This window comes from Kitasatospora sp. NPDC038210 (genome assembly GCF_055600605.1).
On record NZ_JBVJYK010000001.1, the window covers coordinates 839,366 to 861,972 of the forward strand.

The 22,607-nt window shown below is 74.8% G+C and carries 20 protein-coding genes; 13 read left to right on the forward strand and 7 right to left on the reverse strand.

The genetic code is table 11. From position 1 onward, the window contains the following. Nucleotides 1–66: 66 nt before the first annotated feature. Both ACZ7KX_RS03420 and ACZ7KX_RS03425 read right to left on the reverse strand, forming a co-directional pair. Nucleotides 67–834, reverse strand: coding sequence for a TetR/AcrR family transcriptional regulator (locus tag ACZ7KX_RS03420; RefSeq protein ID WP_470325047.1), 768 nt, complete (start codon nt 832–834; stop codon nt 67–69). 129 nt (nt 835–963) lie between these two features. Beyond that, nucleotides 964–1,662 carry a LysE family transporter gene (locus ACZ7KX_RS03425; RefSeq protein WP_470325048.1) on the reverse strand — a complete coding sequence of 233 codons (699 nt, stop codon included), beginning with the start codon at nt 1,660–1,662 and terminating at the stop codon, nt 964–966. Between the two features lie 297 nt (nt 1,663–1,959). Between ACZ7KX_RS03425 and ACZ7KX_RS03430 the strand changes: the two genes are divergently transcribed. The 7 genes from ACZ7KX_RS03430 (at nt 1,960) to ACZ7KX_RS03460 (ending at nt 10,094) form a co-directional block, all read left to right on the forward strand. Further along, nucleotides 1,960–2,589 carry a maleylpyruvate isomerase N-terminal domain-containing protein gene (locus ACZ7KX_RS03430; protein WP_470325049.1) on the forward strand — a complete coding sequence of 210 codons (630 nt, stop codon included), beginning with the start codon at nt 1,960–1,962 and terminating at the stop codon, nt 2,587–2,589. Between the two features lie 196 nt (nt 2,590–2,785). After that, entirely contained in the window at nt 2,786–3,139 is a 354-nt protein-coding gene (locus tag ACZ7KX_RS03435) for a hypothetical protein (RefSeq protein ID WP_396553399.1), read from the forward strand. Between the two features lie 144 nt (nt 3,140–3,283). After that, entirely contained in the window at nt 3,284–5,119 is a 1,836-nt protein-coding gene (locus tag ACZ7KX_RS03440) for a M1 family metallopeptidase (protein ID WP_470325050.1), read from the forward strand. Nucleotides 5,120–5,207: 88 nt separating this feature from the next. Beyond that, complete coding sequence (locus tag ACZ7KX_RS03445) at nt 5,208–5,933, forward strand: G1 family glutamic endopeptidase (RefSeq protein ID WP_470325051.1); 726 nt, start codon at nt 5,208–5,210, stop codon at nt 5,931–5,933. A 537-nt stretch (nt 5,934–6,470) separates the two neighbouring features. Beyond that, nucleotides 6,471–7,304, forward strand: coding sequence for a hypothetical protein (locus tag ACZ7KX_RS03450; RefSeq protein ID WP_470325052.1), 834 nt, complete (start codon nt 6,471–6,473; stop codon nt 7,302–7,304). Then, nucleotides 7,301–8,782 (forward strand): NADH-ubiquinone oxidoreductase-F iron-sulfur binding region domain-containing protein, encoded by a 1,482-nt coding sequence (locus tag ACZ7KX_RS03455; RefSeq protein ID WP_470325053.1) that lies wholly within the window; start codon nt 7,301–7,303, stop codon nt 8,780–8,782. The genes ACZ7KX_RS03450 and ACZ7KX_RS03455 overlap by 4 nt, the downstream gene beginning before the upstream one ends. Before the next feature lie 286 nt (nt 8,783–9,068). Next, entirely contained in the window at nt 9,069–10,094 is a 1,026-nt protein-coding gene (locus ACZ7KX_RS03460; protein ID WP_470325054.1) for an Lrp/AsnC family transcriptional regulator, read from the forward strand. A gap of 141 nt (nt 10,095–10,235) precedes the next feature. On the opposite strand, the gene ACZ7KX_RS03465 is transcribed toward ACZ7KX_RS03460, so the two are convergent. The 3 genes from ACZ7KX_RS03465 to ACZ7KX_RS03475 form a co-directional block, all read right to left on the reverse strand. Then, entirely contained in the window at nt 10,236–11,123 is an 888-nt protein-coding gene (locus ACZ7KX_RS03465; RefSeq protein ID WP_470325055.1) for an NAD(P)H-binding protein, read from the reverse strand. A gap of 269 nt (nt 11,124–11,392) precedes the next feature. Then, nucleotides 11,393–12,547 carry an alpha/beta hydrolase gene (locus ACZ7KX_RS03470; protein ID WP_470325056.1) on the reverse strand — a complete coding sequence of 385 codons (1,155 nt, stop codon included), beginning with the start codon at nt 12,545–12,547 and terminating at the stop codon, nt 11,393–11,395. 264 nt (nt 12,548–12,811) lie between these two features. Beyond that, nucleotides 12,812–13,648 (reverse strand): helix-turn-helix transcriptional regulator, encoded by an 837-nt coding sequence (locus ACZ7KX_RS03475; protein ID WP_470325057.1) that lies wholly within the window; start codon nt 13,646–13,648, stop codon nt 12,812–12,814. A gap of 139 nt (nt 13,649–13,787) precedes the next feature. On the opposite strand from ACZ7KX_RS03475, the gene ACZ7KX_RS03480 reads away from it, so the two are divergent. Together ACZ7KX_RS03480 and ACZ7KX_RS03485 are read left to right on the forward strand one after the other, a co-directional pair. Then, nucleotides 13,788–14,522 (forward strand): SDR family oxidoreductase, encoded by a 735-nt coding sequence (locus ACZ7KX_RS03480; protein ID WP_470325058.1) that lies wholly within the window; start codon nt 13,788–13,790, stop codon nt 14,520–14,522. Between the two features lie 23 nt (nt 14,523–14,545). After that, the gene (locus ACZ7KX_RS03485) at nt 14,546–15,016 is read left to right on the forward strand and encodes a nuclear transport factor 2 family protein (RefSeq protein ID WP_470325059.1); all 471 of its coding nucleotides are present in this window, start codon (nt 14,546–14,548) and stop codon (nt 15,014–15,016) included. A gap of 499 nt (nt 15,017–15,515) precedes the next feature. Here the strand turns inward: ACZ7KX_RS03485 and ACZ7KX_RS03490 are convergent, their stop codons facing one another. Beyond that, the gene (locus ACZ7KX_RS03490) at nt 15,516–16,412 is read right to left on the reverse strand and encodes a lysozyme (RefSeq protein WP_470325060.1); all 897 of its coding nucleotides are present in this window, start codon (nt 16,410–16,412) and stop codon (nt 15,516–15,518) included. 274 nt (nt 16,413–16,686) lie between these two features. Here ACZ7KX_RS03490 and ACZ7KX_RS03495 point away from each other — a divergent pair, with 274 nt between their 5' ends. From ACZ7KX_RS03495 to ACZ7KX_RS03505, 3 genes are all read left to right on the forward strand, one after another. Beyond that, the gene (locus tag ACZ7KX_RS03495) at nt 16,687–17,253 is read left to right on the forward strand and encodes a GNAT family N-acetyltransferase (protein ID WP_470325061.1); all 567 of its coding nucleotides are present in this window, start codon (nt 16,687–16,689) and stop codon (nt 17,251–17,253) included. Nucleotides 17,254–17,475: 222 nt separating this feature from the next. Further along, nucleotides 17,476–19,212 carry a glycosyltransferase family 2 protein gene (locus ACZ7KX_RS03500; RefSeq protein ID WP_470325062.1) on the forward strand — a complete coding sequence of 579 codons (1,737 nt, stop codon included), beginning with the start codon at nt 17,476–17,478 and terminating at the stop codon, nt 19,210–19,212. A gap of 158 nt (nt 19,213–19,370) precedes the next feature. After that, nucleotides 19,371–21,593 carry an acyltransferase family protein gene (locus ACZ7KX_RS03505; RefSeq protein ID WP_470325063.1) on the forward strand — a complete coding sequence of 741 codons (2,223 nt, stop codon included), beginning with the start codon at nt 19,371–19,373 and terminating at the stop codon, nt 21,591–21,593. An 18-nt stretch (nt 21,594–21,611) separates the two neighbouring features. Here ACZ7KX_RS03505 and ACZ7KX_RS03510 read toward each other — a convergent pair whose 3' ends face one another. Beyond that, a complete protein-coding gene (locus ACZ7KX_RS03510) occupies nt 21,612–22,238 on the reverse strand; it encodes a hypothetical protein (protein ID WP_470325064.1) in 627 nt (208 codons plus the stop codon). 127 nt (nt 22,239–22,365) lie between these two features. Between ACZ7KX_RS03510 and ACZ7KX_RS03515 the strand changes: the two genes are divergently transcribed. Next, entirely contained in the window at nt 22,366–22,596 is a 231-nt protein-coding gene (locus tag ACZ7KX_RS03515) for a hypothetical protein (RefSeq protein WP_350524837.1), read from the forward strand. Nucleotides 22,597–22,607 lie beyond the last annotated feature (11 nt).

Consider the following 22,607-nt stretch of genomic DNA (forward strand, 5'->3'; position numbering starts at 1 on the left):
CGGTCTCGGGCGGCTCGCTCCGCAGCGCCGTCATCAGAGGATATGTCCGACGTGTACCTCGTATCCTCAGGATGCGTCGCCGCCGTAGAAGGCGTCAAGGGGAGGCTGCGGCATCCCGTCCAGCAGGCTGTCCAGGCCGCGGAGCATCTCGGCGTCGTCGTCGAAGTCGGCGAAGCGTGGCACCAGGGCGCGCAGCCGCGGGTAGTCGGCGGCGGGCAGCCGGTGCAGGCCGAGCCGCAGGGCCGGGTCCGGCTCCTCCGGGTTGTCGACCACCTGGCGCTTGTCGACCAGCAGGCAGCCGAGGTTCCAGGCGACGAAGGAGCGGTAGACGGTCAGGGCGGTCGCGTCGTCGAAGCCGGCCCGCCCGAGCACGGCGAGGATGTGCTCGGTCAGTTCGAGCACCGGCGCCGGCCGCCGCGTCACCGGGACGGTCAGCGGGCGGGTCGCGACCAGCGGCAGGATCTCGGGGTGGGCGTGCGCGACGGCGGCGAACGCCCGGGCGATCCGGCGCAGTTCCTGCCGCCACTCGGGCTGGTGCGGCTCGGGCCGGCGCCGCTCGGGCCGGTGCCGCTCGGGCGGGCGAGGGCCGCTCGCGGCAGCGGTCCGCAGCCGGTCGTTGACCTCGGTGAAGTAGGCCTCGGTCAGGCCGTCGAGCAGGGCTTCCTTGCCCGGGGTGTAGCGGTACAGGGCCATCGACTCGACACCCAGCTCGGACGCCAGTCGGCGCATGGTCAGTGCGGGCAGGCCCTCGCGGTCGACCAGCGCCACCGCAGCGTCGAGCACCTGCGGGCGGCTCAGCCGCCCCCGCTTCTCGGTGCCGTCCCGCTCACCCATGTCCGCACTCCTCCGGATCGGCGGAAGTCACCCAGCGGATACAGAACCAGGATACAAGGGATGAATCAGTCGTAGACGGGCACGGCGCATGTGGCCCGGCCGGTCCCGGCGCTCCGGTGATTGTGCTGGTCAGCCGACCAGCAGTCGAACGGCCAGTACGGCGACCAGGGCGGCGGATCCGATTGCGGTGAGTAGTCGCCCGCGCGGCCCGGTGAGAGCGCGGCCCAGCAGCGCCCCGCCCGAGGCGAGCAGCAGCTGCCAGCTGGCGGAGGCGGCGAACGCGGCGGCGACGAACACCGCCCGGGCGAGGGCGTCGGCGGTCGCGGCGTCCCGGCCGCTGCCGCCGAGGACCAGGGCGGCGAAGTAGAGCACGGTGAGCGGGTTCAGCAGGGTGATCCCGAGCAGGGTCAGGAAGGCCCGGGCGGGGGAGGGCGGCGCCTGCTCCGGGGTTAGGGCGGCGGCGGACGGCGCGACGGCACCGGACGGCGCGACGGCACCGGACGGCGCGACGGCACCGGACGGCGCGGCGGCCCCGGGGCGGTGGCGCAGCGCGCTGTGGGCCGTACGGGCCGACAGGGCCAGCAGCACCAGGGCGGAGCCGATCCGCAGCGGCCCGGCGACCGGTTCGAGCAGGGGTGCGAGCCCGCCGCCGCCGGCCGCCGCGACCAGTGCGTACAGTCCGTCCGCGGCGGCCACGCCGAGGGCGGCGCAGGCACCGGTGCGCAGCGAGGTCCGCGCGGTGAGCGCGACGACATGGGCCCCGACGGCCCCCACCGGGACGGCGACGCCGTACCCGGCGAGCAGCCCCGCGACCAGGGCGGCCCTCATCCGCGTGCGGCGTCGGGCCTCCGGGGACGGCCGGGCTGCTGTCGGACCGCGGCCGGGCGGGCGGAGGTCTCGGGCAGCGCGGGGGCGGGGAGGACGGTCATGCGGTGATGGTGACGGCCGGGCGGCGGGGGCGGCAAGCGGTTTTCCGGTGGGTGGCGGGTGGCGGGGTGTGGGTGGCGGTGGGTGGTGGGTGCCCGGGTAGTGGGTGGCTTGTGGCCGGAGGTGGGCGCCGGGTCACGGGTGGCGGCGGGTGGGTAACGTGGGGGCGTCCCGTGACACCCGTTCCGAGGAGAACCGATGGACAGTCAGAACGACCCGGTGCGCGTCATGTTGGCGGAGGCCTGGGGCTCCTGGGCGGAACGCGGTGCGGCCCTCGGCGCCGCGGACTGGGGCCGGCCGACCCGGCTGCCCGCGTGGACCGTCCGGGAGCTCTACGCGCACGTGGCACCGGTGCCGGAGATGTTCACCGGGCTGCGCACGGCCGTCCTCGACGGGCCGGCCGAGATCACCACGGGTGCCGGGATCCTGCGTGCCTACAACCGGCCGGGCGGTCTCGCGGACACCGCCGCCGGGCAGGTCGCCGAGACGGCGAGGCAGGCCGCCGTGGCGGCCGACCCTGCGCTGCTGATCGCCCGGTTCGGGGTCGAGGGCCCGGCGGCCCTGGCCGCGCTCGACGACCTGCCGCCCGGTACGACGGTCGCGCACCCGCTGCTCGGCAGCGTCACGGTCGGCGCTCTCGGCGAGGTGGCGCTGATGGAGGCGACCGTCCACCTGCTCGACCTGATCGCGGCCGTCGGCGGGCCGCCGCCCGCCGGCGCGGCGCTGCGGGCGACCCGGGCCCTGCTGGCGGAGGTCGCCGACCCGGTGGCCTTCATCGAGGCGGCGAGCGGGCGCAGCGCCGAGGCGGTGCTCCCGGTCATCCGCTGACGTCGGCCGTCCGGCGCCGTGCACCGCCGTTCCGCGGCCGTCCGCCGCTGTTTCACGGCCTTTTCGCCGTCCTTCGCCGTCGTTTCGCGGTCGTTCGCGCTCGTTCCTGCCGGGGTCGGGATCCCCTGGTCAGCAGTATGATCAACGGCCGGAGTCGGACCCGATCGGGGGAGAGTCAGTGGACCAGGTGCTCAACATGTGGTGGGTGCTGCCCGTCGTCCTGTACGGCAGCGGATGGATCGTCAAGGACGCCCGGCAGGCACTGAAGGTGCGGCACGAGCGCAAGATGGAGCTGCTCGCCGCCAGTGAGCGTCAGCAGGCCGCGCTGGAGGCGTCGAACCGCCCGCCGGAGCCGGTCTGCGGCTGCACCCACCACCTGGCCAAGCACGACAAGCAGGGCCGCTGCCACGAGGACGTCGAGGCCCCGACCGCCTGGGACGCCGACCGCCGCCCGCTGCAGTACGAGGCGCGGCCGTGCAACTGCCAGCAGTACATCGGTCCGGAGCCGCTCGGCACGGTCTTCGCCCCGGAGCTGGTCGACCCGCGCTGACCGCGCGGTCCCGTCCCGCGGCGGTCCCGTCCCGCGGCGGGGTCTGGCGGGGTCCGGCCGGTCCACTTGGTGTCATGAGCCTTTCAAAGGTGCGGGTTTGCTGTCACGCTGCTGCTTCCGGCCCGCTCCCCACGAGAGGTTCCGATGAGAAGACTCCTGCATGCCCTGACCGGTGCCGCCCTGTTCGCAGCCGCCGGCCTCGCGGCGCTCGCCACCCCCAATGTGGCGAGCGCCGCGGACTGCGCACCCGCCCAGGTGGTGGCCAACAGCGGTTTCGAGTCCGGCAGTTCACCCTGGACGGCGCCGAGCGGCGCGATCACCGGCGACACCGGCCAGAGCGCGCACTCCGGCAGCTCCTACGCCTGGCTCGACGGTTACGGATCCACCCACACCGACACCCTCTCGCAGTCCGTCACCCTCCCCACCGGGTGCGGCACCGCGACGCTCGGATTCTGGCTGCACGTCGACACCGCCGAAACCACCGGCAGCACCGCCTACGACAAGCTCACCGTCAAGCTCGGCTCCACCACCCTGGCCACCTACTCCAACCTGGACGCCCGGGACGGGTACGTGCACCGGACCGTCGACGTCTCCGCCTTCGCCGGCCAGACCGCGACGCTCTCCTTCGCCGGCGTCGAGGACTCCAGTCTGCAGACCAGCTTCGTGCTGGACGACGTCACCCTGGACGCCTCCGGCGGCACCACCCCGCCCCAGCCCGGCGACCCGACCCGCACCCCGGCCTCGCCCGGATACACCGTCAACCTCACCAGCGACGCCTCCGGCGGCAGTTGGAGCGGCCACGAGAGCGTGACCTTCACCAACGCCTCGCCCAGCCCGCTGAACGAGGTGTACCTGCGGCTGTGGGACAACTGGCACGGCAGCTGCCCCAGCACCCCGATCACGGTGACCAACGTGACCGGCGGCACGCCCGCCCCGCTCTCGGTGAACTGCACCGCGCTCAAGGTCACCCTGCCGGCGCCGCTCGCGCAGGGCCAGAGCGGCACGGTCGGCTTCGACCTCGGCATCACCGTGCCGAGCGGTGCGGACCGCTTCGGCCGGGACGGAGCGTTCAACTTCATCGGCAACGCCCTTCCCGTCCTGGCGATACGGGACGGAGCCGGCTGGCACCTCGACCCGTACACCAACAGCGGCGAGTCCTTCTACTCGGTGGCCTCGGACTTCACCGTCACCCTGGACCACCCCTCCGGCCTGCTGGTGCCCGCGACCGGCACCTCGGTGGACACCCCGGGCACGGCCGGTCGGACCGTCACCAAGGCGACCGCGAGCAAGGTGCGCGACTTCGCCTGGGGCGCCGGGCCGTTCACCAAGATCTCCGGCACCTCGGCGGCCGGGGTGAAGGTCAACGTCTACTCGGTGGCGGGGATCAGCGCGGCCGACGCCAAGTCGATGCTCTCCACCGCGACCACGGCGGTCGACGCCCACGCCCAGCGCTTCGGCGCCTACCCGTACGGCGAGCTGGACGCGGTGATCGACAACAACTTCTGGTTCGGCGGCATGGAGTACCCGGGCTTCGTCCTCGACCTCGTCAGCACCACGGCACTGACCCACGAGATCGGCCACCAGTGGTGGTACGGCATCGTCGGCGACGACGAGTACACCAGCCCCTGGCTGGACGAGGCCTTCACCGACTACTCCACCGACCTCGCCCTCGGCAAGACCGGCAACGGCTGCTGGAACAGCGTCTCCTGGGCCTCGGCGGCCGAGAAGATCACCAACTCGATGGCGTACTGGGACGCCAACTCCTCCCGCTACTCGACGGTCGTCTACGGCTACGGCAAGTGCGCCCTGCACGACCTGCGCCGGACGATCGGCGACACCGCGATGACCACCCTGCTGCGGAACTACGCGCAGGCGCACTGGTACGGCGTGTCCACCACCGCGGAGTTCAAGGCCGCGGCCCAGGCCGCCACCACCGTCGACCTGACCTCCTTCTGGAGCCAGCACCGCATCGACGGCTGACCGCCGACCGTCCACGCCGCCCCTGGCCCCGCCCGGGGCGGCGCCCGACCCGCGTCCGGCACCCGTCCGCCACTCCGGAGAGGACCCCATGACCGCCCGCCCCCACACCCGCACACTCGCACTGCTCGCCACCACGGCCGTCGGCCTCGCAACCGCCCTGGGCGCGGCAACCCCGGCCGCCGCCACAGCGAGCCACCGCAGCGACCACACCCGCCGGCACGCGGACGACATCTGGGGTGGCTACATCACCTACGGCTCCACGTTCACGACGATATCGGGCACCTGGAACATCCCGGCGCTCGACTGCACCGACAACCGCGGAATCGCCTCCCCCTGGGTCGGGTTGGACGGGTGGGACAGCGACACCGTCGAGCAGATCGGCGTCGACCTCGACTGCACGACCGGCCGGGCACAGTACAACACCTGGGTCGAGATGTACCCGCAGGACAGCATCTACTTCGCCGAACCCGTCCAGGCCGGCGACTCCATGACCGGCACCGTCACCGACGAAGGCGGGCACTGGTACGCGCTGACCCTGAGCGACACCACCCGGGGCTGGACGAAGTCCTTCCGGAAGTACCTCGCCACCGCGACCTCCGTCAATGCCGAGGCCGTCATCGAACCCATCGGCCCGGGCTCCGTGCCGACCCTGGCGAAGTTCGGCCCGCTGCAGTTCACCGGCGTCACCGTCGACGGCCGGCCGATCGGCGACTACGCCACCCACTCGTCCACCGTCACCCGGAGGACGACGACGCTGGCCACCACCGGCACGCTCAAGAGCGACGCGTTCCCCGTCACCTGGCGGCACTCCTGACAGAGCCGTCGCCCCGGCCCCGCCGGGAAGCACACTGACCGCGGGCGCGGCCCCACCGGCTCTCTGCTGTCCGAGCAGAGCGACCGAGGGGCTGCGCCTGTCGCCGTCCGCCCCCTGGGCGCGGCGACCGGGGCGGCCGGGCGGGGGAGAGCACGGTCGGGCAGGAAGGCCGAGGCTCGGCGGCGCGTCCGTGTTGCCCGCGGATCCGGACCTACCGGCTGGTAGCTCCGATGGCCGGACGCCGTCGGCACGTGAGGCCGGTAACACCGGCCGGAGCGTCTCCTACGGCCGGTCGTAGTCGCGTCCTCCCTGGTCGGAGCGTTGCCGGGGAGCCCGAGCGGCGCCCGCCTACGGTTCGTGGTCGTACTGAGCGGCCTTGGGTCCCGGCCCGGGCCCCGCTAAGAATGGGCCAGTCCTGCCTCTCCCGCCGTGTCACCGGTGGGCGGCATCCCCCGTGCGGGCCCCAGGGTTCGCCCTGCCGAGATCCCGGCTCCGGCACGAGCCGTGCGATCCGGGCCAGCGGAAGAAGGTGTCCCGATGTCCGGTCCAGCCCTGCCCACCGCGTCGGCGCTTCACCCGTTGCTCCTGGCGGCCGGGCGCGTCCAGGCCTTCCTGGACTACTTCGCGGGCGTGTTCACCCTGCTGTCGCTGACCGCCGTGGTGGTGTGCGGTCTGACCGCCACCGACCGGCTGATGCTGACACCGCGGCTGCGGGTGGCCCTGCAGTCGGCACACCGGGCGACGGCCGTCGCGGCCCTCGGATTCCTGGGCGTCCACATCGCGGTCAAGGTCGCCGAGCGGCACGCCGGCCCGTGGGCCGCGGTGGTGCCCTTCACCGGAGGTGCCGGCGGTACGGGCGTCGAGATCGCCCTGGGCACCGTGGCCGCCGACCTGATGGTGCTGGTGGCGGCCACCGGCGTGCTGCGCGGACGGTTCGCGGGCAGCCGCCACGCCTGGCTGTGGCGGGTCCTGCACTCCACCGCGTACGCGTGCTGGCCGGTCGCCCTGGCCCACGGGCTGACCGCGGGACGACCGGCCCACGCCTGGGTGTGGTGGGGCTACGGGCTGTGCGCGGCTGCGGTGGCCCTCGCGCTGCTGGTGCGCACCCTCGCCGGGGCAGGCCGGCGACGGGCCGCCGGACTGCACCGGCGTGGCACGCGCGCCCGCCGTCCCGCCCCCGCGCACGCGACCAGCCTCGCCGCGGCCGCCGCGCGTTCCTCCCTCGCGGACACCGGTACCCGTCCGCTGGCCCGGCCGGGCCTGTCCGTGGCCGGTTCCGCCGCCGCGGACCGGCCGGCGCGCCGGCCCCGGCACGCCGGACCGCCCGCAGCCGTCCCGCTGCACCTGGCCCGGCCGGGCGGTGGCCGATGAGCCCGGCACCCGCGCTGCCCGAGGTGCGCTGGCTGGCGCCTGCCCGGCTCACGGCCGGCCTGGACCGCAGGACGCGACTGGACCTCGCGGCACACAGGTCCGTCCACCCGTTGCCGCCGCACCCGTCCCGGGACGACCTGCTCGCGCTGGCCGAGGGCGTGGACCTGCGGGGCCGCGGTGGCGCCGGGTTCCCGTTCGCCCGCAAGGCCCGCGCCACCCTCGCGGCGTCCGACCGCTCCGGCGCGCGCCCCGTGATCGTGGTCAACGGTGCCGAGGGCGAGCCGCCCAGCGCCAAGGACACCATGCTGCTCGCCCGTGTGCCGCACCTCGTCCTGGACGGGGCGTGCGCGGCGGCGGCCGCCTTCGGGGCGGAGGAGATCGTGATCGGCGTCGCCGCGGGCGGCCCCGGCGAGGACTCCGTCACCGCCGCGCTCGCCGAGCGCGAGAACGACCTGCCGTGCCCGGCCCGCCTGGTGTGCCTGCCCGAGCGGTTCGTCTCCGGCGAGTCCAGCGCGCTGATCCGCGGGGTGAACGGCCTCGCGGTCCTCCCCGGCACGGTGAAGTCACGCGCTGCCGACGGCGGGCCGGGCGGTGTCCGACGGCGCCCCACGCTGCTGTCCAACGCCGAGACGTGGGCCCAGCTCGCACTGGTCGTCCGCCTCGGCGTCGATGCGTACGGGACGGTCGGCACTGCCGCGGAACCCGGCACCGTGCTGCTGACCGTCAACCGACCGGCGGCCGGTCCGTTGGTGGTGGAGGTCCCGGCCGGGACGCCGATGGGGCCGGTGCTGGAAGCCTGCGGCACCCCCGCGGGCGAGGGCGTGCTCGTCGGCGGCTACCACGGGGCGTGGCTGCCCGGGCGGGACGCCGTCGGTGCCCCGCTGTCCCGGGCCGGTCTGGCGGGACTCGGCGGAACCTTCGGGGCCGGGGCGGTCGTCGCACTGCCCGGGGACACCTGCCCGATCGGCGAGATCGCCCGGGTCGCGGCCTGGCTGGCGGGCGAGTCCGCCGGACAGTGCGGACCCTGCCGACGGGGACTGCCCGACGCCGCCGACGCACTGGCGGCCCTGGCCGGCGGCGCCGGGCCCGCCACATTGGCGCAGGTCCGCAGCGCCCTCGGGGCGGCGCAGGGCGGCGGCGCCTGCTCGCACCCGGACGGCACGGCCCGCTTCGTCCTGACCGCGCTCGACGTGTTCGCGCAGGACGTGGCCGCCCACGTCGCCGGCCCGGGCTGCGGACGGCCGGTGCTCGGCGTACTGCCGCTGCCCGCGGAGAGCGGGCCCCGTCTGGAGGTGGACTGGTCCCGGTGCGCGGGGCACGGACTGTGCGCCGTCGTGGCGCCCGGGCTCGTCCGGCTGGGCCCGCACGGCTATCCCGCGTCGACGTCGATGCCCGTCGCGCCGTGGCAGCGGCACGCCGCGCGCCAGGCGGTGAGCCAGTGCCCTGCGCTGGCGCTACGGCTGGACCGGCGCCGCTGACGGCGCCCGCCCGGCGGTGGCGTCCGGCGGTGGCGTCCGGCGGTGGCGTCCGCCGGTGGCGGAGTCGGACCACCAGCTGTACGGGCTGTTCTGTTCGGGCCGCTGGTGCTGTACGGAACGGCGGCCCCGCAGGAGTCACCGCCGCACACGCGGGCATGAGGTTCCGTCAACTCGACTTCCGGTTCGGGTCTTTCTTCCGCGAGTGCCGGGCTGACGGTCTTTCTGTCGGGGTCGTGATTTCAGGAACGGGCCCTGCGGTGCGGCTCTATGGGCGAAACTTGCCTTCATGGTGCATTCGTCGGCGGATCCCGTACTGAGCCTCGTGGATCAGCGGCTGGTGGCCGCTTTGCAGTGCGACGGGCGTCTGTCTGCGGAGCGGGCGGCCCAGGTGCTGGGGCTCAGCCCCGCCACCGTGCGGCGCCGTCTGCAGGCGCTCGGCGCCGACGGCACACTGCGGGTGGTGGTCTCACCGGTGGCGCGACCGCGCAACGGCGGCTCGGCCGGGGCGCTGTTCCTGCGGATCCGGGTCCTACGGGGCAAGCTCGACACGATCGTCGCCGCGCTCGCCGCGCGCGAGGACATCCCGTTCATCGACGTCACCACCTCGGGTGACGAGATCTTCGCGGTCGCCCGCACCGAACCGGGCTCACGCGACCCGCTGGTCTTCCGGCAACTGCCCTCCACCCAGGCGGTCACCTCCCTGGAGAGCGCCACGATCCTGCACGTCTTCCGGCTCACCTCCGAGTGGCGCCATCAGGTGCTGACCGCAGCCGAACGCGCGGCACTGAGCCGGGCCGCGCCGGCCCCCGGAGCGACCGCCGCCGGCCCGGGCACCGGCTCCCCCGGCCCCTACGGCATCGACACCGACCCCCTGGAGCAGACCCTCCTCGACGCCCTCGACCCCGACGCCCGTCTGCCCGCAGCGGCCCTGGCCGCGCGCACCGGCCACCCGGAGAGCACCGTGCGCCGACGCCTGGCCCGACTCACCGCCCAGGGCCGCCTGATCACCCAGGTTCTGGTCGAGCCCCGCCGGCTCGGGCTGCCCATCGAGGCCAAACTCCTGCTGCACGTGCCCCCGGACCACCTCGCTGCCGCCGGACAGGCCCTGGCCGACCATTCCGCGGTCCACGGCGCCTTCGCGACCTCGGGTCCCTCGAACCTGCACGCCGCCGCGTACTTCCCCGACCTGACGGCCCTCTACGGTTTCCTCTCCCGCGACCTGGTCGGCCTGGGCATCACCCACATCGAGACGGCCATCGTCAGCCGAGCCGTCAAACGCACCCCCGCACCGTCGTATCCCGCGTCGCCGTAGGTGTCGGCGCGCCGGTGTCGGCGACGACGAGGTGACGGCATCCGCGGTGCCGGGCCGGCGCGGCGCTTGTGATCGGCGGCTACTGGCGCGCCGGTCGCGTGGGCTGCCGGTGTCCGGTCGGGACTGCCCGTGTCACGGGACTCACCTCGATGGCGGGGTGAAGCCGGCGGTCGTGGGCGGGGCCGCGAACGCGTCCGCATGGTCGGCGACCCAGGTCGCGTAGTCGTGGGCCGGGCGGCCGAGCACCCGTCGGACGGTGTCGGTCACGACGGCGGGGCGACCGAGCTCCCGGCGGTAGCGAGCCAGCAGGGCGGCGACGAACGGCGCGGCGACGCCCTGGCGCAGGAGGGCTTCGGCGGCTGCCTCGGGCGGTACGCCCCGGTAGGTCAGGGGACGGCCGAGGACGCCGCCGATCACCTCGATCATCCGGGCGTGGGTCAGGGCGTGCGGGCCGGTGAGTTCCAGTCGGCCGAGCGGCCGGTCCGTGATCAGGGCCCGGGCCGCGACATCGGCGAGGTCCTGTTCGTGGATCTGCGCCTCGGAGAACTCCGGGTAGGGGCCATGGACGACGTCACCGGCTCGGATCTGGGCACCCCAGGCGTGCAGGCTGCTGGCGGCGAACGTGCCGGAGCGCAGGCTGGCCCACTCCAGTCCGCTGGCGGTCACGGCCTGTTCCGCCTCCTTGTTGCGGTCGCCACGGTGCCGGGAGGGCTGGTCGTCCGGGTCCTCGTCGATGTTGAGCGCGCTCAGCGCGACCACGCGGCGTACGCCCCGGTCGCGGGCGAGCGCGACGAGTTCGGCGGCGGCCTCTCCGGCCGCCCTGGGGTGCAGGAACAGTGCGGTGACGCCCTTCAGGGCATCGGCGAGCGTGCTCGGACGGGACGGGTCGCCGTGGACGATCTCGATGCCGTCGGGCAGCGCGGCGGTCGCGGGGGTGCGGGTCACCGCGCGGACGGCCCGGCCGTCGGCGGCGAGGGCGGTCACGAGTGGACGGCCGACCAGGCCGGTCGCTCCGGTCACCAGGATCACGGGAATCTCCTTCGTGGAATGTCGGTCGAGGGCGCGTGGGCGCGTGGACAGCCGTCGGTGAAACGACTGTTCGGGTTCGGGTCCGTCCGTGGGCGTGCAGGACCGGATCCGGGAGCATACGGTGCGAGCCGGTGCCGAGCCGGTGCCGAGCCGGTGCAAGCCGGTGCCGAGCCGGTGCGAGCCGGTGCGAGCCGGGACAGACGGGGAACGGATGGGAACGGGGCGGGGACGAGCCGTCCGGCGGCAACCCCTCGCCTCGTCCCGGTCGGTCACGGCGTGCGGGCCGCGTGCGGGGCCAAGTGCCTGCGCAGGAAAGCGATCTGCGTCCGGGCGGCCTGTTCGTGCGCTTCGAGGAAGGGGGCGTAGTGGCGGCCCGGCAGGTGGACCACTTCGGCGTCCGGGGTGTGCCGGGCCGCCCCGACGGCGGGGCCGGGGAGCGTGCTCTGGTCCTGGTCGCAGACGACAACCAGCAGGGGGCACCGGATCCGGGACGCGTGGCGACCGGGCCGGTACCCGGGGAGCTGGAGCGCGATCCGGGCGGCGACCGTCTGCTCCCAGGTGGTGTGGCGGCGGTCGGGATCGAGGGCCCGGTCACCGTCCATGGCGTCGCGTGTGGTGAGCGAGGCGACGGTGCCGCGCGGGCCGGCGGTGGGGACCAGCATCGGCGGACGGCCGACGAGGCTCCCGAGCGTGTCCGCGACACCCCGGCCGAAGAGCCGCAACGCCGCGATGGGCGTCATGGCACGCAGCGCATGGGGGGCGAGGGCGCGCCCGTCGACCAGCGGCGTCTGTGCGATGGCGCAGGCCAGTCGGGGGTGATCGGCCGCGACGCGGAAGACGTGGCCGCCCGCGAGCGAGAAACCCCAGACCGAGATCCTCTCCGGGTCGACGTCGGGCAGGGTGGCCGCGTACTCGATCGCGGCGTGCCAGTCGGCGATCTGCTCGTCGAAGCGGACGACCTGACGTGGTGCGCCCCCGCTCTCCCCGAACCGTCGGTGATCGAAGGCGAGGACGGCGAAGCCGGCGTCGTTGAAGCGTGCGGCGAACAGGTCCGTGGCCGGCTCCTTGGTCACCGAGGTCCCGCCGGCCATGATCACACAGCCGCCGTTGGATCCCGGGTAGTACCAGGCGGCGCATGAGGTGCCGCCGCTGGCGAAGCGTACGTTCTCCCGTTGTGCGGACGCGGGCACGTGGACCTCCAGGGTGGATGCGTCGTTCTCGGGTGCTGTGAATCCGCGGGCCTGCGGCGATGCCGTACCGCAGGCCTCCTGCGCGGTGCCGCCGGTGGCAGCCCCGGAGGTGCCGGCGGCCGACCGATCGCGCCGGGTGGACCGGATGCGCGGGTCGAGGATCACCGGGTGGTCCTTCCACGGCCCGGATCCGCCGGTGTACGTCGGAACCGGGGTGGAGCGGATGACATCCATGCTCGGCCCGGGCTCCCTCGGCAGGCCCTGCGGTGCGACGGAATGGGCGAAACTCGCCTTCGTGGTGCCTTCTTCGGCGGATTCCGTACCGAGCCTTGGGGATCGGCGGCTGGTGGCTGCTTCGCAGTGCGACGGGCGTCCGTCCGCGGAGCGGGCGGCCCGGGTGCCGGGCTCAGGCCGGGCTCGGGCCGGGGGGGCGGCCGGGGGGAGGGGGGAGGCGGACTCGTCGCGGCGGAAGCACTCGATGGGCGCCGGATGCCGCGGTCACCTGGCGGGCGGGACCGGGGCGGCGTGGAGGGAGCCGAGCAGGCTGAGGGAGCGGGCGCTGGAACTGCCGGGCTCCGCCTGGTAGATGACGAGCTGCTGGCCCGGTTCGGCGCGCACGTCGAAGGTCTCGTACGCGAGTTCCAGGGGCCCGACGTCCGGGTGGAGCAGGTGCTTGGCCTCCCGGGTCTTGCCGCGCACCACGTGGCTGCTCCACAGGACGGCGAAGTCGGCGCTCCGCTCGGTGAGGCCGCGGGTGAGGTCCCGCAGCCGGGGGTTGTCGGGGTCGACACCGGCCGCCTCTCGCAGGTGCGCCACGACGGCCTCCGCGGCTCGGCGCCAGCGGGTGTGGAACCGGCGGCCCGCCGGATCGAGGAACGTCATGCGGGCCAGGTTGTCCATCCGTTCGAAGGGTGAGTGCAGGGCCTCGGCCAGGGCGTTGGCCGCCAGGACGTCCAGGGTCCGGTTGACGACGAAGGCCGGAGCCGCCGGGTAGCCGTCCAGCAGCTGCCGGAGGGCGGGATGGACCCGGTCCGTGGTACCGGCGGGCCTGGTGCCCGGGGTGGTTCCCGCCAGGCGGTGCAGGTGCGCGCGGGCATCGGGGCACAGGTGCAGCGCGCGGCCGAGCGCGTCGAGCACCTGGGCCGACGGGTGGCGTTCACGCCCCTGTTCCAGCCGGGTGTAGTAGTCGGCGTTCACTCCGGCCAGGACGGCGACCTCCTCGCGGCGCAGCCCGGCGACCCTGCGCACGCCGTGGCTCGCGATGCCGATGTCCTGCGGTCGCAGGGCCGCCCTGCGTGCGCGCAGGTACTCCCCGAGGCGGTTGTCGTCGGTCATGCCGTCAGGTTAGGCCGCGACGCCGGTGCGGTGCCCGGGTGCGGTGCACCCAGGCACGGGCCGTCCTGGTCGGCGGCCGCCGTCCTGCCCAGACTCGGTCGGGCAGGACCGATCTGCACAGCGAGAGGAAACAGCAGGCATGACAGACACAGGCAAGGTCGTGGCGATCACCGGCGCGAGCAGCGGGATCGGAGAGGCGACGGCCCGTCTCCTCGCCGCCGACGGCCACCGCGTGCTCCTCGGAGCGCGGCGTACCGACCGCCTCGGCGCGGTGGTCCGGGAGATCGCCGAGGGCGGCGGCACCGCCGCGTCCCGGCGGCTGGACGTCACGGACGCGGCCGACGTCGAGGCCTTCGTGGCCGCGGCCCGCGAGCGCTTCGGGCGCCTCGACGTGATGGTCAACAACGCCGGGGTGATGCCGCTCTCACTGCTCACCGCCCTGAGGACCGACGAGTGGGACCGGATGATCGACGTGAACGTGCGGGGAGTCCTCCACGGCATCGCCGCCGCGCTGCCGCTGATGCGCGCCCAGGGCGGCGGGCACTTCGTGAACATCGCCTCCGTCGGGGCGTACGAGGTCTCCCCGACCGCGGCCGTCTACTGCGCCACCAAGTTCGCCGTGCGCGCGATCTCCGAAGGACTGCGTCAGGAGTCGACCGGGGACATCCGGGTCACCCTCGTCTCCCCGGGGGTGACCGAGTCCGAACTCGCCGACGGCATCGGCGACCCCGCCGCCAGGAAGGCCATGGAGGCCTACCGCGCCGTGGCACTGCCGGCCGGCGCGATCGCGCGGGCCATCGCCTACGCCGTCTCCCAGCCGTCCGGGGTCGACGTCAACGAGATCGTCGTCCGTCCCACCGCGAGCGCCCAGTGACCCCCTCCGGCACGGAACCCGCCGTGCCGCACCACACCACCGACGACGACCTGGCCCGCAGACTGCGGATCCTGGAGGACAAGGAGGCGCTGCGCACCCTCCTGATGCGCGGATGGCGGGCGCTGGACCGCAAGGACTGGCAGACCTGGATCGAGTGCTGGGCCGAGGACGCGGTCCTGGAGTTCGGACCGTGGGAGACGATCCGCGGCAGGGAGGCGATCCGGGCGAAGGTGGAGGAGGCGGAAGCGCCGTACGCGGCCATGCAGCACCACATCCTCAACCTGCACGTCGACGTCGAGGGCGACCGGGCCACCGGCATCGGCTACATGTGCTTCGTCGCGGTCGTCACACCCGGGCGTGCCGGTGCCCCGTACTCCGTGGGAGGGCCCTACGACTGGGAGTTCCGCCGGGGCCCCGAGGGCTGGCTCCTGGTCCGCCAGCGGCTCGACGTCCGGTGGACCGACGGCGAGGACCCCCTGAGGGCCTTCGAGTAGCGGACGCCCGCCCCGTCACCGACGCGGGCCACCGGTCGGTCGAACGCCGCCCGCGCCCGCCCGGGGAGCGGGCCGGTGCCGTCCACGCCACCGTGAACAGCCTGTCCCGGTCAGCGGGACGGCAGTGGCGCGGTCCGGTTGCCGGCAGACGGCAGACCCGTCAAGGATCCGGCAGTCCGGGCGCGCCGGACGGCCGTCGGCCTGGACCTGAAGGTCATTGCCCCGGCTGATCGTGCAGAGCGGGCATCCAGCAGGAGCCCCACCACGCGAGCGGCCTCGCGCGGCCCGTCGCGGAGGCGGAGGCTCCCGGGCCGCACGTGGTGTTCGTGCCCGGCGGACGCCCCGTCGCGGGTCACCGGATCCTCATCGTGGACGACGAGGGGAATCCGCTCCGGAGTGCACATCGGCGAGGTGGTCTTCCAGGGACCGAGCGTGGCGGCGGGGCTGCTGCCGGTGCGGGGCGGGTGGGGGTGCCCCGCACCGGTGGGTGTGTGGTGGGTCAGCCGAGGGCGAGGGCGCGGAGGCGGTCGGGGGCGCCGTTGAAGTAGTCCTGGTCGCCGGGGAAGGTGCCGGAGTCGGCGTACTGCCAGAAGGTCTGGTAGCCCCAGCCGTTCGGGAGGGCGCCGATGGTGGAGGCGTAGCGGGCTATCCAGAGGGGGTTGGTGGCGGCGAAGCCGGCGTAGTTGCCGGTGCACTGGGTCCACCAGTTGGTGGTGGTGTAGATGGTGGGGTAGCGGCCGGTGCGGGTGTGGACGGTGGTGTTGAAGTCGCGGATCCAGTTGACCATGGCGCTCTGGCTCAGGCCGTAGCAGGTGGCGCCGTAGGGGTTGTACTCGATGTCGAGGGCGGGTGGCAGGGTCTTGCCGTCGGCGGACCAGCCGCCGCCGTGGTTCACGAAGTAGTTGGCCTGGGTGGCGCCGGAGGAGGAGTTCGGCAGTGCGAAGTGGTAGGCACCGCGGATCAGGCCGGCGTTGTAGGAGCCGTTGTACTGCTGGGCGAAGTACGGGTTGGTGTAGCCGGTGCCCTCGGTGGCCTTGACGTAGGCGAACTTGGCGCCGTTGGCCGCCACCGAGGACCAGCCGACGTTGCCCTGGTAGCTGGCGACGTCCAGGCCGGGGGTCTGGGTGGCGGCGAGGGAGGTGGTCGGCGCCGCGGTGCCGCGCCCCTCGTGGGCGGCGACGGTGGAGCCGGCGAAGTCCCGGTCGGGGTGGAAGGCGGCGGTGCCCTCGACGACGGGGGAGACCGGGGTGACCGGGGCGGGCTCGGCCGCGTACGCCGGAGCGGCCGCGCCGGCAGCCAGGGCGGTCGCGGCGGCGAGCGCGGCCAGGGCGGGCAGCCTGCGGCGGGCGGGGCCGTCGGTACCGGTGGTGCGGGCGGAGCGGGAAGAGCGGGGCATGAACACTCCTCTGGTCCGGTGCGGGTGGGCCCGAGCGGCCCGGAACGGCCGGGACTGGCGCGGCCGTACGGCAGGGTAGCCATGTCCGCGCCAGTGCCGCCAGGCATCCGGGGCCCCTTCCTGACCCGGCGTCACACGTGCCGGATCGCCACCACCGGCAACGCGCGTTGCCGGTCTTGCCGGTCCCGGCCCCGGGGCCGCCCGAGGCGCTGTGACACGATGCCCGCGTGCCGGCCGTCACGGGCGGCACCAGCACGGAGGAAAGGATCCGGTCATGACCGACACCGCACCCGACACCGCCCGGCCCGTCGCGGAGCCCGCCTTCCGGCGCGCCACGCCCGCCGACGTCCCGGCCCTGGTCGAGCTGGTCGAGTCCGCCTACCGCGGCGACTCCAGCCGGGCCGGGTGGACCACCGAGGCCGACCTGCTGGCCGGCCGGCGGACCAATCCCGAGGCCGTCGCGGAGGCGGTCGGCCACCCCGCGGGGCTGGTGCTGCTCGCCGAGTGCGACGGCCGGCTGGTCGCCTGCTGCCAGCTGGAGCGGCGTGGCGAGCGGGCGTACTTCGGGATGTTCTCGGTGCGCCCCGGCCTGCAGGGCGGCGGGGTCGGCCGGGCCGTGCTGGCCGAGGCCGAGCGGCTGGCCGGCGAGGAGTGGGGCGTCGCCGCGATGGAGATGACGGTGATCGAGCAGCGCGCGGAGCTGATCGCCTGGTACGAGCGGCGCGGTTTCCGCCGCACCGGTGAGTTCAGTCCGTTCCCGTACGGCGACGAGCGCTTCGGCATCCCGCTGCGGCCGGACCTGCGCTTCGAGCACCTGGTCAAGGAGCTGAAGGCCTCCTGAGGCGCACGCGGGCGGGCGCTCGCGGGTGGGCCCGGTCGACGGGCCCGCTCGCGGTTCGGTCCAGGCTCGCCGGACCCGATCGCGGCAGGTGATGCGACGTCAAGTCGCCGACCTGGGGCGATGCGGAGATGTCATACCTCGTTCATGATTGGTCTAGGCCAATGTGAGAGGCTGGGCGCGAACGGCCACGCACCGTCCGATGCCCAGGGGGGCCACTTCCGCATGCCCGTACTCCACGGCACCGCCATGCCCGCACCCGACGCCGGTCCGCGCCGGAAACCCGCGGACCCCGACCTGCGCCTGCCCGCCCCGCCCGACGACGAGGAGCTCTACTGGTACTTCGGCCCGCAGCGCCGCTGGGTGCTGCTCTGCGCCACCCTCTCCTACGCGGGAGCCACCGCCACACTCGGCCTGTTCGCCCTCAGCAAGCCGCTGCTCTGGCCGTTCCTCGTGCTCACCGTGCTCAACGCGGCCACCTGGCTGCTCTCGCTCACCGACGGCCAGCGCGCCCGCCGCTTCACCCGCGACTCGCACGACCTGCTGATGCGCGCCTGGCAGCCCGCCCGCCACCCGAGCGTGGACCTGCTGCTGCCCACCGCCGGCGAACCGCTGGCCGTCCTCGACAACGCCTACCGGTACACCGCCGCCGTCCGCTGGCCCGGCGAACTGACCGTCCTCGTCCTCGACGACGCCGACCGCCCCGAGGTCCGCCGACTCGCCGAGTCGTACGGCTTCGAGTACCGGGCCCGCCCCGACCGGGGCCGCTTCAAGAAGGCCGGCAACCTCAACCACGGCCTGGCCGAGGGCACCGGCGAGATCGTCGCCGTCCTGGACGCCGACTTCTGCCCGCGCCCCGACTTCCTGCACCACCTGGTGCCCTACCTCGACAACCCCGGGGTCGGCATCGTGCAGAGCCCGCAGTGCTTCGACACCGACGCGGACATGTCCTGGCTCGAACGCGCCGCCGGAGCCACCCAGGAGATCTTCTACCGCTGGATCCAGCCCTCCCGGGACGCGCAGGACGGCACCGTCTGCTGCGGCACCAACGCGCTCTACCGCCGCGCCGCGCTGCAGCGGATCGGCGGCTTCGCCGAGATCGACCACAGCGAGGACCTCTACACCGGCCTCGCCCTCGCCCGCGCCGGCTGGTCCACCCGCTACGTGCCCGCGCTGGTCGCCAAGGGCATGTCGCCCACCGGCCTGCCCGCCTTCATCAGCCAGCAGTACCGCTGGTGCCTCGGCTCCCTGGCCCTCGTCCGCGACCCGGACTTCCGCCGCGGACCGCTGTCGAAGTCCGCCCGGCTCTGCTTCTGGAACGGCATCCTCGGCTACCTCACCAGCGCGGTGAACGTCTTCGCCGTACCGCTGCCCGCCCTGATCATGCTGTTCTTCCGGCCCGAGGAGATCGCACCCTGGCAGGTGCTGCCGTTCCTGCCGCCGATCTGGGTCGCCCTCGTGCTGCTGCCCGCGATGTCCCGCACCCGGTGGCGCTTCGAGGTCACCAGGGTCCAACTCCTCGGCGGACTCTGCCACGTGGTCGCCATCGCGCACGCGCTGCGCCGCCGCTCCGCCGACTGGGTGCCCACCGGCGCCGTGTCGGGCGGCAGTTCACTCGCCCGTACGGTCGCCCGGATCGGGGTCGGCTGGCTCGGGTTCGTCGTCCTCGCCGGCGCCGCCGGACTCGTCCGGGCCGCGCTGCTGCACGGCTGGCGGCCGTACTGGGCGCTCGCCGCGCTGCTCGCACTCACCGCGTACACCATGATTCCGCTGATCAGGGCCCTGTGGCCGCTGCTGAACGGGGCGAAGGGCGGCAAGGACGCCGCCGTCGGCGAGGTCGCCGCGCCCGTGCGGAGCCGCTCCGACCTCGGGTTCGGGCGTGCCGATGCCGTCGCCGTCACCGCCGTGCTGCTGCTCTGCGGGCTGCTGGCGTCCGGCTGGGCGGACCCGCTGCTGTTCTGACGGCCCCTGTTCCGACGTACGAGTTCTGACGCTTCGTCAATTCCATTCCGCAGTAACGAACTTCTTTGCGCGTCGCCCCACCGGCGCGGACTCCGCCCGGCCGCCCCATCGGCCCGGCGGGCCCGACCACCGCTGCCACCCTGCCAAGGAGCGCCGCCGTGCCCACGGCCGTACCACCGTCGTCCGCACCTGCCCCTGTTCCCGTTCCCGGGCCCGCCGACCTGCTTCCCGAGGTCGTCCGAGTGGGCCGGGAGCCCGCCGCCCCGAGGAGTGCCTCCGTCGCCGACCGCGGGCAACCCCGCGGGCGCGCCGCCTTCCGCCCCGACATCGAGGGCCTGCGCGGCACAGCCGTGCTGTCCGTCCTCGCCTTCCACGCCGCCGTACCCGGCCTGACCGGCGGCTACGTCGGCGTCGACGTCTTCTTCGTCATCTCCGGCTTCCTGATCACCGGCCTGCTGGTCGGCCGACCGCTCGGCCTGTGGGACTTCGCCGCCCGCCGCGCCCGGCGCATCCTGCCCGCCGCCGCCACCGTGCTGGTCGCCACCGCCGTGGCCGGCGGCGCCCTGCTCGACCCGCTGCGCGGCACCGACCTCGCCCGCGACCTGATCGCCGCCGCCGGACAGTTCGCCAACTGGCGCTTCGTCGGTCAACAGACCGACTACCTGGCCGCCGAACGCGACCCCAGCCCGCTGCAGCACTTCTGGTCGCTCGGCGTGGAGAACCAGTTCTACCTGCTCTGGGGCGTCCTGCTGCTCGGCCTCGCCCGCTACCTGCACGGCCGCCGCCGCACCCTCGCGATCGCCCTCGCGACGGCCGGCACCGGCGGCGTCTCGCTGGTGCTGTGCCTGCGCTGGACCCACACCTCGGCGCCGCTCGCCTACTTCTCCACCGGCAGCCGGCTCTGGGAGTTCGCGGCCGGCGCCGGCGCGGCGCTGCTCGGCGGCGCGCTCGCCACCCGCGGCGAACGGCGATCGGTGCGGTGGTCGCTGCGGCTGCTCGGCTGGACCGGCCTGGCGGCCGTCGCGGCAACGGTCCTCCTGTACGACCGCAGCACGCCGTTCCCCGGCTCGGCCGCGCTGCTGCCCGTCCTCGGCACCGCCGCCGTGCTGCTCGCCGGCCACGGCCCGCTGCGCGCCCCCGACGCCGGCCGACTGCTCGCCGCCCGCCCGCTGCGCGCCGCCGGTCGCCTCTCCTACGCCTGGTACCTCTGGCACTGGCCGGTGCTGACCATCGCCCAGGCCCGGTACGGCGCGCTGCCGTGGACGACCCTGGCCGCGCTCACCGCCGCCAGCGCGCTGCCCGCCTGGCTCACCCTGCGCCTGGTCGAACAGCCGCTGCGGTACGGCAGCAGCCCGGCGCCCCGGCGCGGGCTCGCGGTCGGCGCCAGCGCCCTCGTCATCCCGCTGATCGCCGCGCTCACCCTCGGCGGCGGCACCGTCCGCGCCCTCGGCGGGACCGCCGCCGCCCCGGCCGCCGCCCCCGCCGGAGCCGCCGACGGCCCGGGCCTGCTCGCCCCCGGCACCCGGGTGCTCACCCTCACCCCCTCGCTGGCCCGCGCGCGGGAGGACTTCCCGCCCGGCAAGGGCTGCGAGATCCCGCTCAACGCCGACAGCAGCCCGCGCTGCCTCTTCGGCACCGAGGACAGCCCCGACCGCATCGTGCTGCTCGGCGACTCGCACGCCGGCCAGTGGATCTCCGCCGCCCTCGCCGTCGCCGAACAGCGGCACTGGGCGCTGGAGGTGCTGGTGAAGCCCGGCTGCCCGCTGGCCACCCTCACCGTGCGCAACAACGTGCTCGGCCGCACCTTCGACGAATGCGACCGCTGGCGCGAGAACACCCTCACCCGGCTCACCTCCGGGCCCAAGCCGCGCCTGGTCCTGATGGCCGGACTCAACCGCTACGGAAGCCAGGAGGAGCGCACCGAGGGCTGGACCCGCACCCTCGACCGCCTCACCGCGCTCGGCGCCCCGCTCGCCTACCTCGGCGACACCCCGATGCCGGGCAAGGACATCCCGACCTGCCTGGCCGCCTCCGACGGGCGCTCGGACGCCTGCTTCTTCCCCCGCGACACCGCCTTCGAGCCGGACCCGCTGCTCGACGGCGGGCTCGCCGCCCGGTACGGCGTCCGGACCCTGGACCTCGGCCCGCTGCTCTGCCCCGGCGCCGGGCCCTCCTGCCCGGCGGTGCTGGAGGGCGTGGTGCTGTACCGGGACACCGGGCACATCACCGACACGCTGGCGCGGGTGCTGGCGCCGCGGCTGGACAGGGGCCTGCTCGGGACGGCCGGGGCGTCGGCTGGGGCGCCGGGGGCGGTGCCGGGGGCATCACCCGGGGCGCCGGGGGCGCCGGCCGGTACCGGCAGCCCGGCGGCTCGGCCTTAAGCGCTGCGCCCGGGCGGCTCAGCCGTAGACGCTGCGGCAGAGGCGGGCCTGCTCCGAGCCGGCCGGCCAGCGGCCGACGCGTTCGGCCTGGTCACAGATGCTGCCCGGGCCGGCGCTCGGCACCGACCCGCCCGGCCCCGCCTGCGCGCCCGGCGTGGCCCGGGCCGGGGCGGTGGCCCGCGGGCTGTGGCCGGGCTTCGGGCGCGGGCTCCCCGACGCGCGCTGGGCGTCCGCGGCCCCGGGATCGGTCGCCGTCGCGGGTGTCGCCGCCCCGGCGGCCCCGGTCACCGCACCCATCGCGCCGACCCCCGGGACCGGGGCCGGGACCGGGGCCGGGAGCGGGGAGGGCGCCGGCGTGGCGGGCGGCGGGGACACCGGCACGTGCGAGCCCGCACCCGAGGCGGACGGCGAGGCCCCCGGCAGCGCCACCGTCCGCACCTCGTCGCCCGACCCCGGCCCGCACATCACCAGGACCGAGGCCAGCACGGCACCCGTCCCGACCGCCGCGGCCGCCCACGCCTTGCGCGAGCGGTGCCTCGGCGGAGCGGGAACGGGCACCGGCGGCAGGGGACTCGTCGGGACCGGCGGAGGCTGCCACGCGTCCTGCGGCCACTGCCACTGCCCTCCGGTGGGCTGCCCAGTCATGTGCTCGTCCTTCCAGCGGCCCCCCGCCGTACCTTTCCGTGCTCAACGAGCGCGCCGACGCCGGGACATGACCCGGAAGAGGGGTCTGAACGGGCGTTGATTGCCGCCGCGGCACATGCTTGGGGTCATGGAGACCAACAGCACGACCGCACCCCTGGTCGAGGTGGCCGAGTTCCGGACCGACAGCCGCTACCGCCTCGTCCACTTCGAGGGCCACGGCTGGGAGCCGCTCGCGCCGGAGGAGTTCGAGCCGCGCGTCCACCAGCTCTTTCCGGACCTCGACCCGCGCGACCCGCAGCGCGTCCACTGGGCCGACCGCCCCTGGGAGTGGCCCGCCTGGCACCCCGGCGAGGCCTGAGCGGTCTCCGT

Bases quoted from the DNA above. Each gene is read 5' to 3' on its own strand.
- ACZ7KX_RS03420 (WP_470325047.1), bottom strand. From the start codon at position 834: ATGGGTGAGCGGGACGGCACCGAGAAGCGGGGGCGGCTGAGCCGCCCG.
- ACZ7KX_RS03425 (WP_470325048.1), bottom strand. From the start codon at position 1,662: ATGAGGGCCGCCCTGGTCGCGGGGCTGCTCGCCGGGTACGGCGTCGCC.
- ACZ7KX_RS03430 (WP_470325049.1), top strand. From the start codon at position 1,960: ATGGACAGTCAGAACGACCCGGTGCGCGTCATGTTGGCGGAGGCCTGG.
- ACZ7KX_RS03435 (WP_396553399.1), top strand. From the start codon at position 2,786: ATGTGGTGGGTGCTGCCCGTCGTCCTGTACGGCAGCGGATGGATCGTC.
- ACZ7KX_RS03440 (WP_470325050.1), top strand. From the start codon at position 3,284: ATGAGAAGACTCCTGCATGCCCTGACCGGTGCCGCCCTGTTCGCAGCC.
- ACZ7KX_RS03445 (WP_470325051.1), top strand. From the start codon at position 5,208: ATGACCGCCCGCCCCCACACCCGCACACTCGCACTGCTCGCCACCACG.
- ACZ7KX_RS03450 (WP_470325052.1), top strand. From the start codon at position 6,471: ATGTCCGGTCCAGCCCTGCCCACCGCGTCGGCGCTTCACCCGTTGCTC.
- ACZ7KX_RS03455 (WP_470325053.1), top strand. From the start codon at position 7,301: ATGAGCCCGGCACCCGCGCTGCCCGAGGTGCGCTGGCTGGCGCCTGCC.
- ACZ7KX_RS03460 (WP_470325054.1), top strand. From the start codon at position 9,069: ATGGTGCATTCGTCGGCGGATCCCGTACTGAGCCTCGTGGATCAGCGG.
- ACZ7KX_RS03470 (WP_470325056.1), bottom strand. From the start codon at position 12,547: ATGGATGTCATCCGCTCCACCCCGGTTCCGACGTACACCGGCGGATCC.
- ACZ7KX_RS03475 (WP_470325057.1), bottom strand. From the start codon at position 13,648: ATGACCGACGACAACCGCCTCGGGGAGTACCTGCGCGCACGCAGGGCG.
- ACZ7KX_RS03480 (WP_470325058.1), top strand. From the start codon at position 13,788: ATGACAGACACAGGCAAGGTCGTGGCGATCACCGGCGCGAGCAGCGGG.
- ACZ7KX_RS03490 (WP_470325060.1), bottom strand. From the start codon at position 16,412: ATGCCCCGCTCTTCCCGCTCCGCCCGCACCACCGGTACCGACGGCCCC.
- ACZ7KX_RS03495 (WP_470325061.1), top strand. From the start codon at position 16,687: ATGACCGACACCGCACCCGACACCGCCCGGCCCGTCGCGGAGCCCGCC.
- ACZ7KX_RS03500 (WP_470325062.1), top strand. From the start codon at position 17,476: ATGCCCGTACTCCACGGCACCGCCATGCCCGCACCCGACGCCGGTCCG.
- ACZ7KX_RS03510 (WP_470325064.1), bottom strand. From the start codon at position 22,238: ATGACTGGGCAGCCCACCGGAGGGCAGTGGCAGTGGCCGCAGGACGCG.
- ACZ7KX_RS03515 (WP_350524837.1), top strand. From the start codon at position 22,366: ATGGAGACCAACAGCACGACCGCACCCCTGGTCGAGGTGGCCGAGTTC.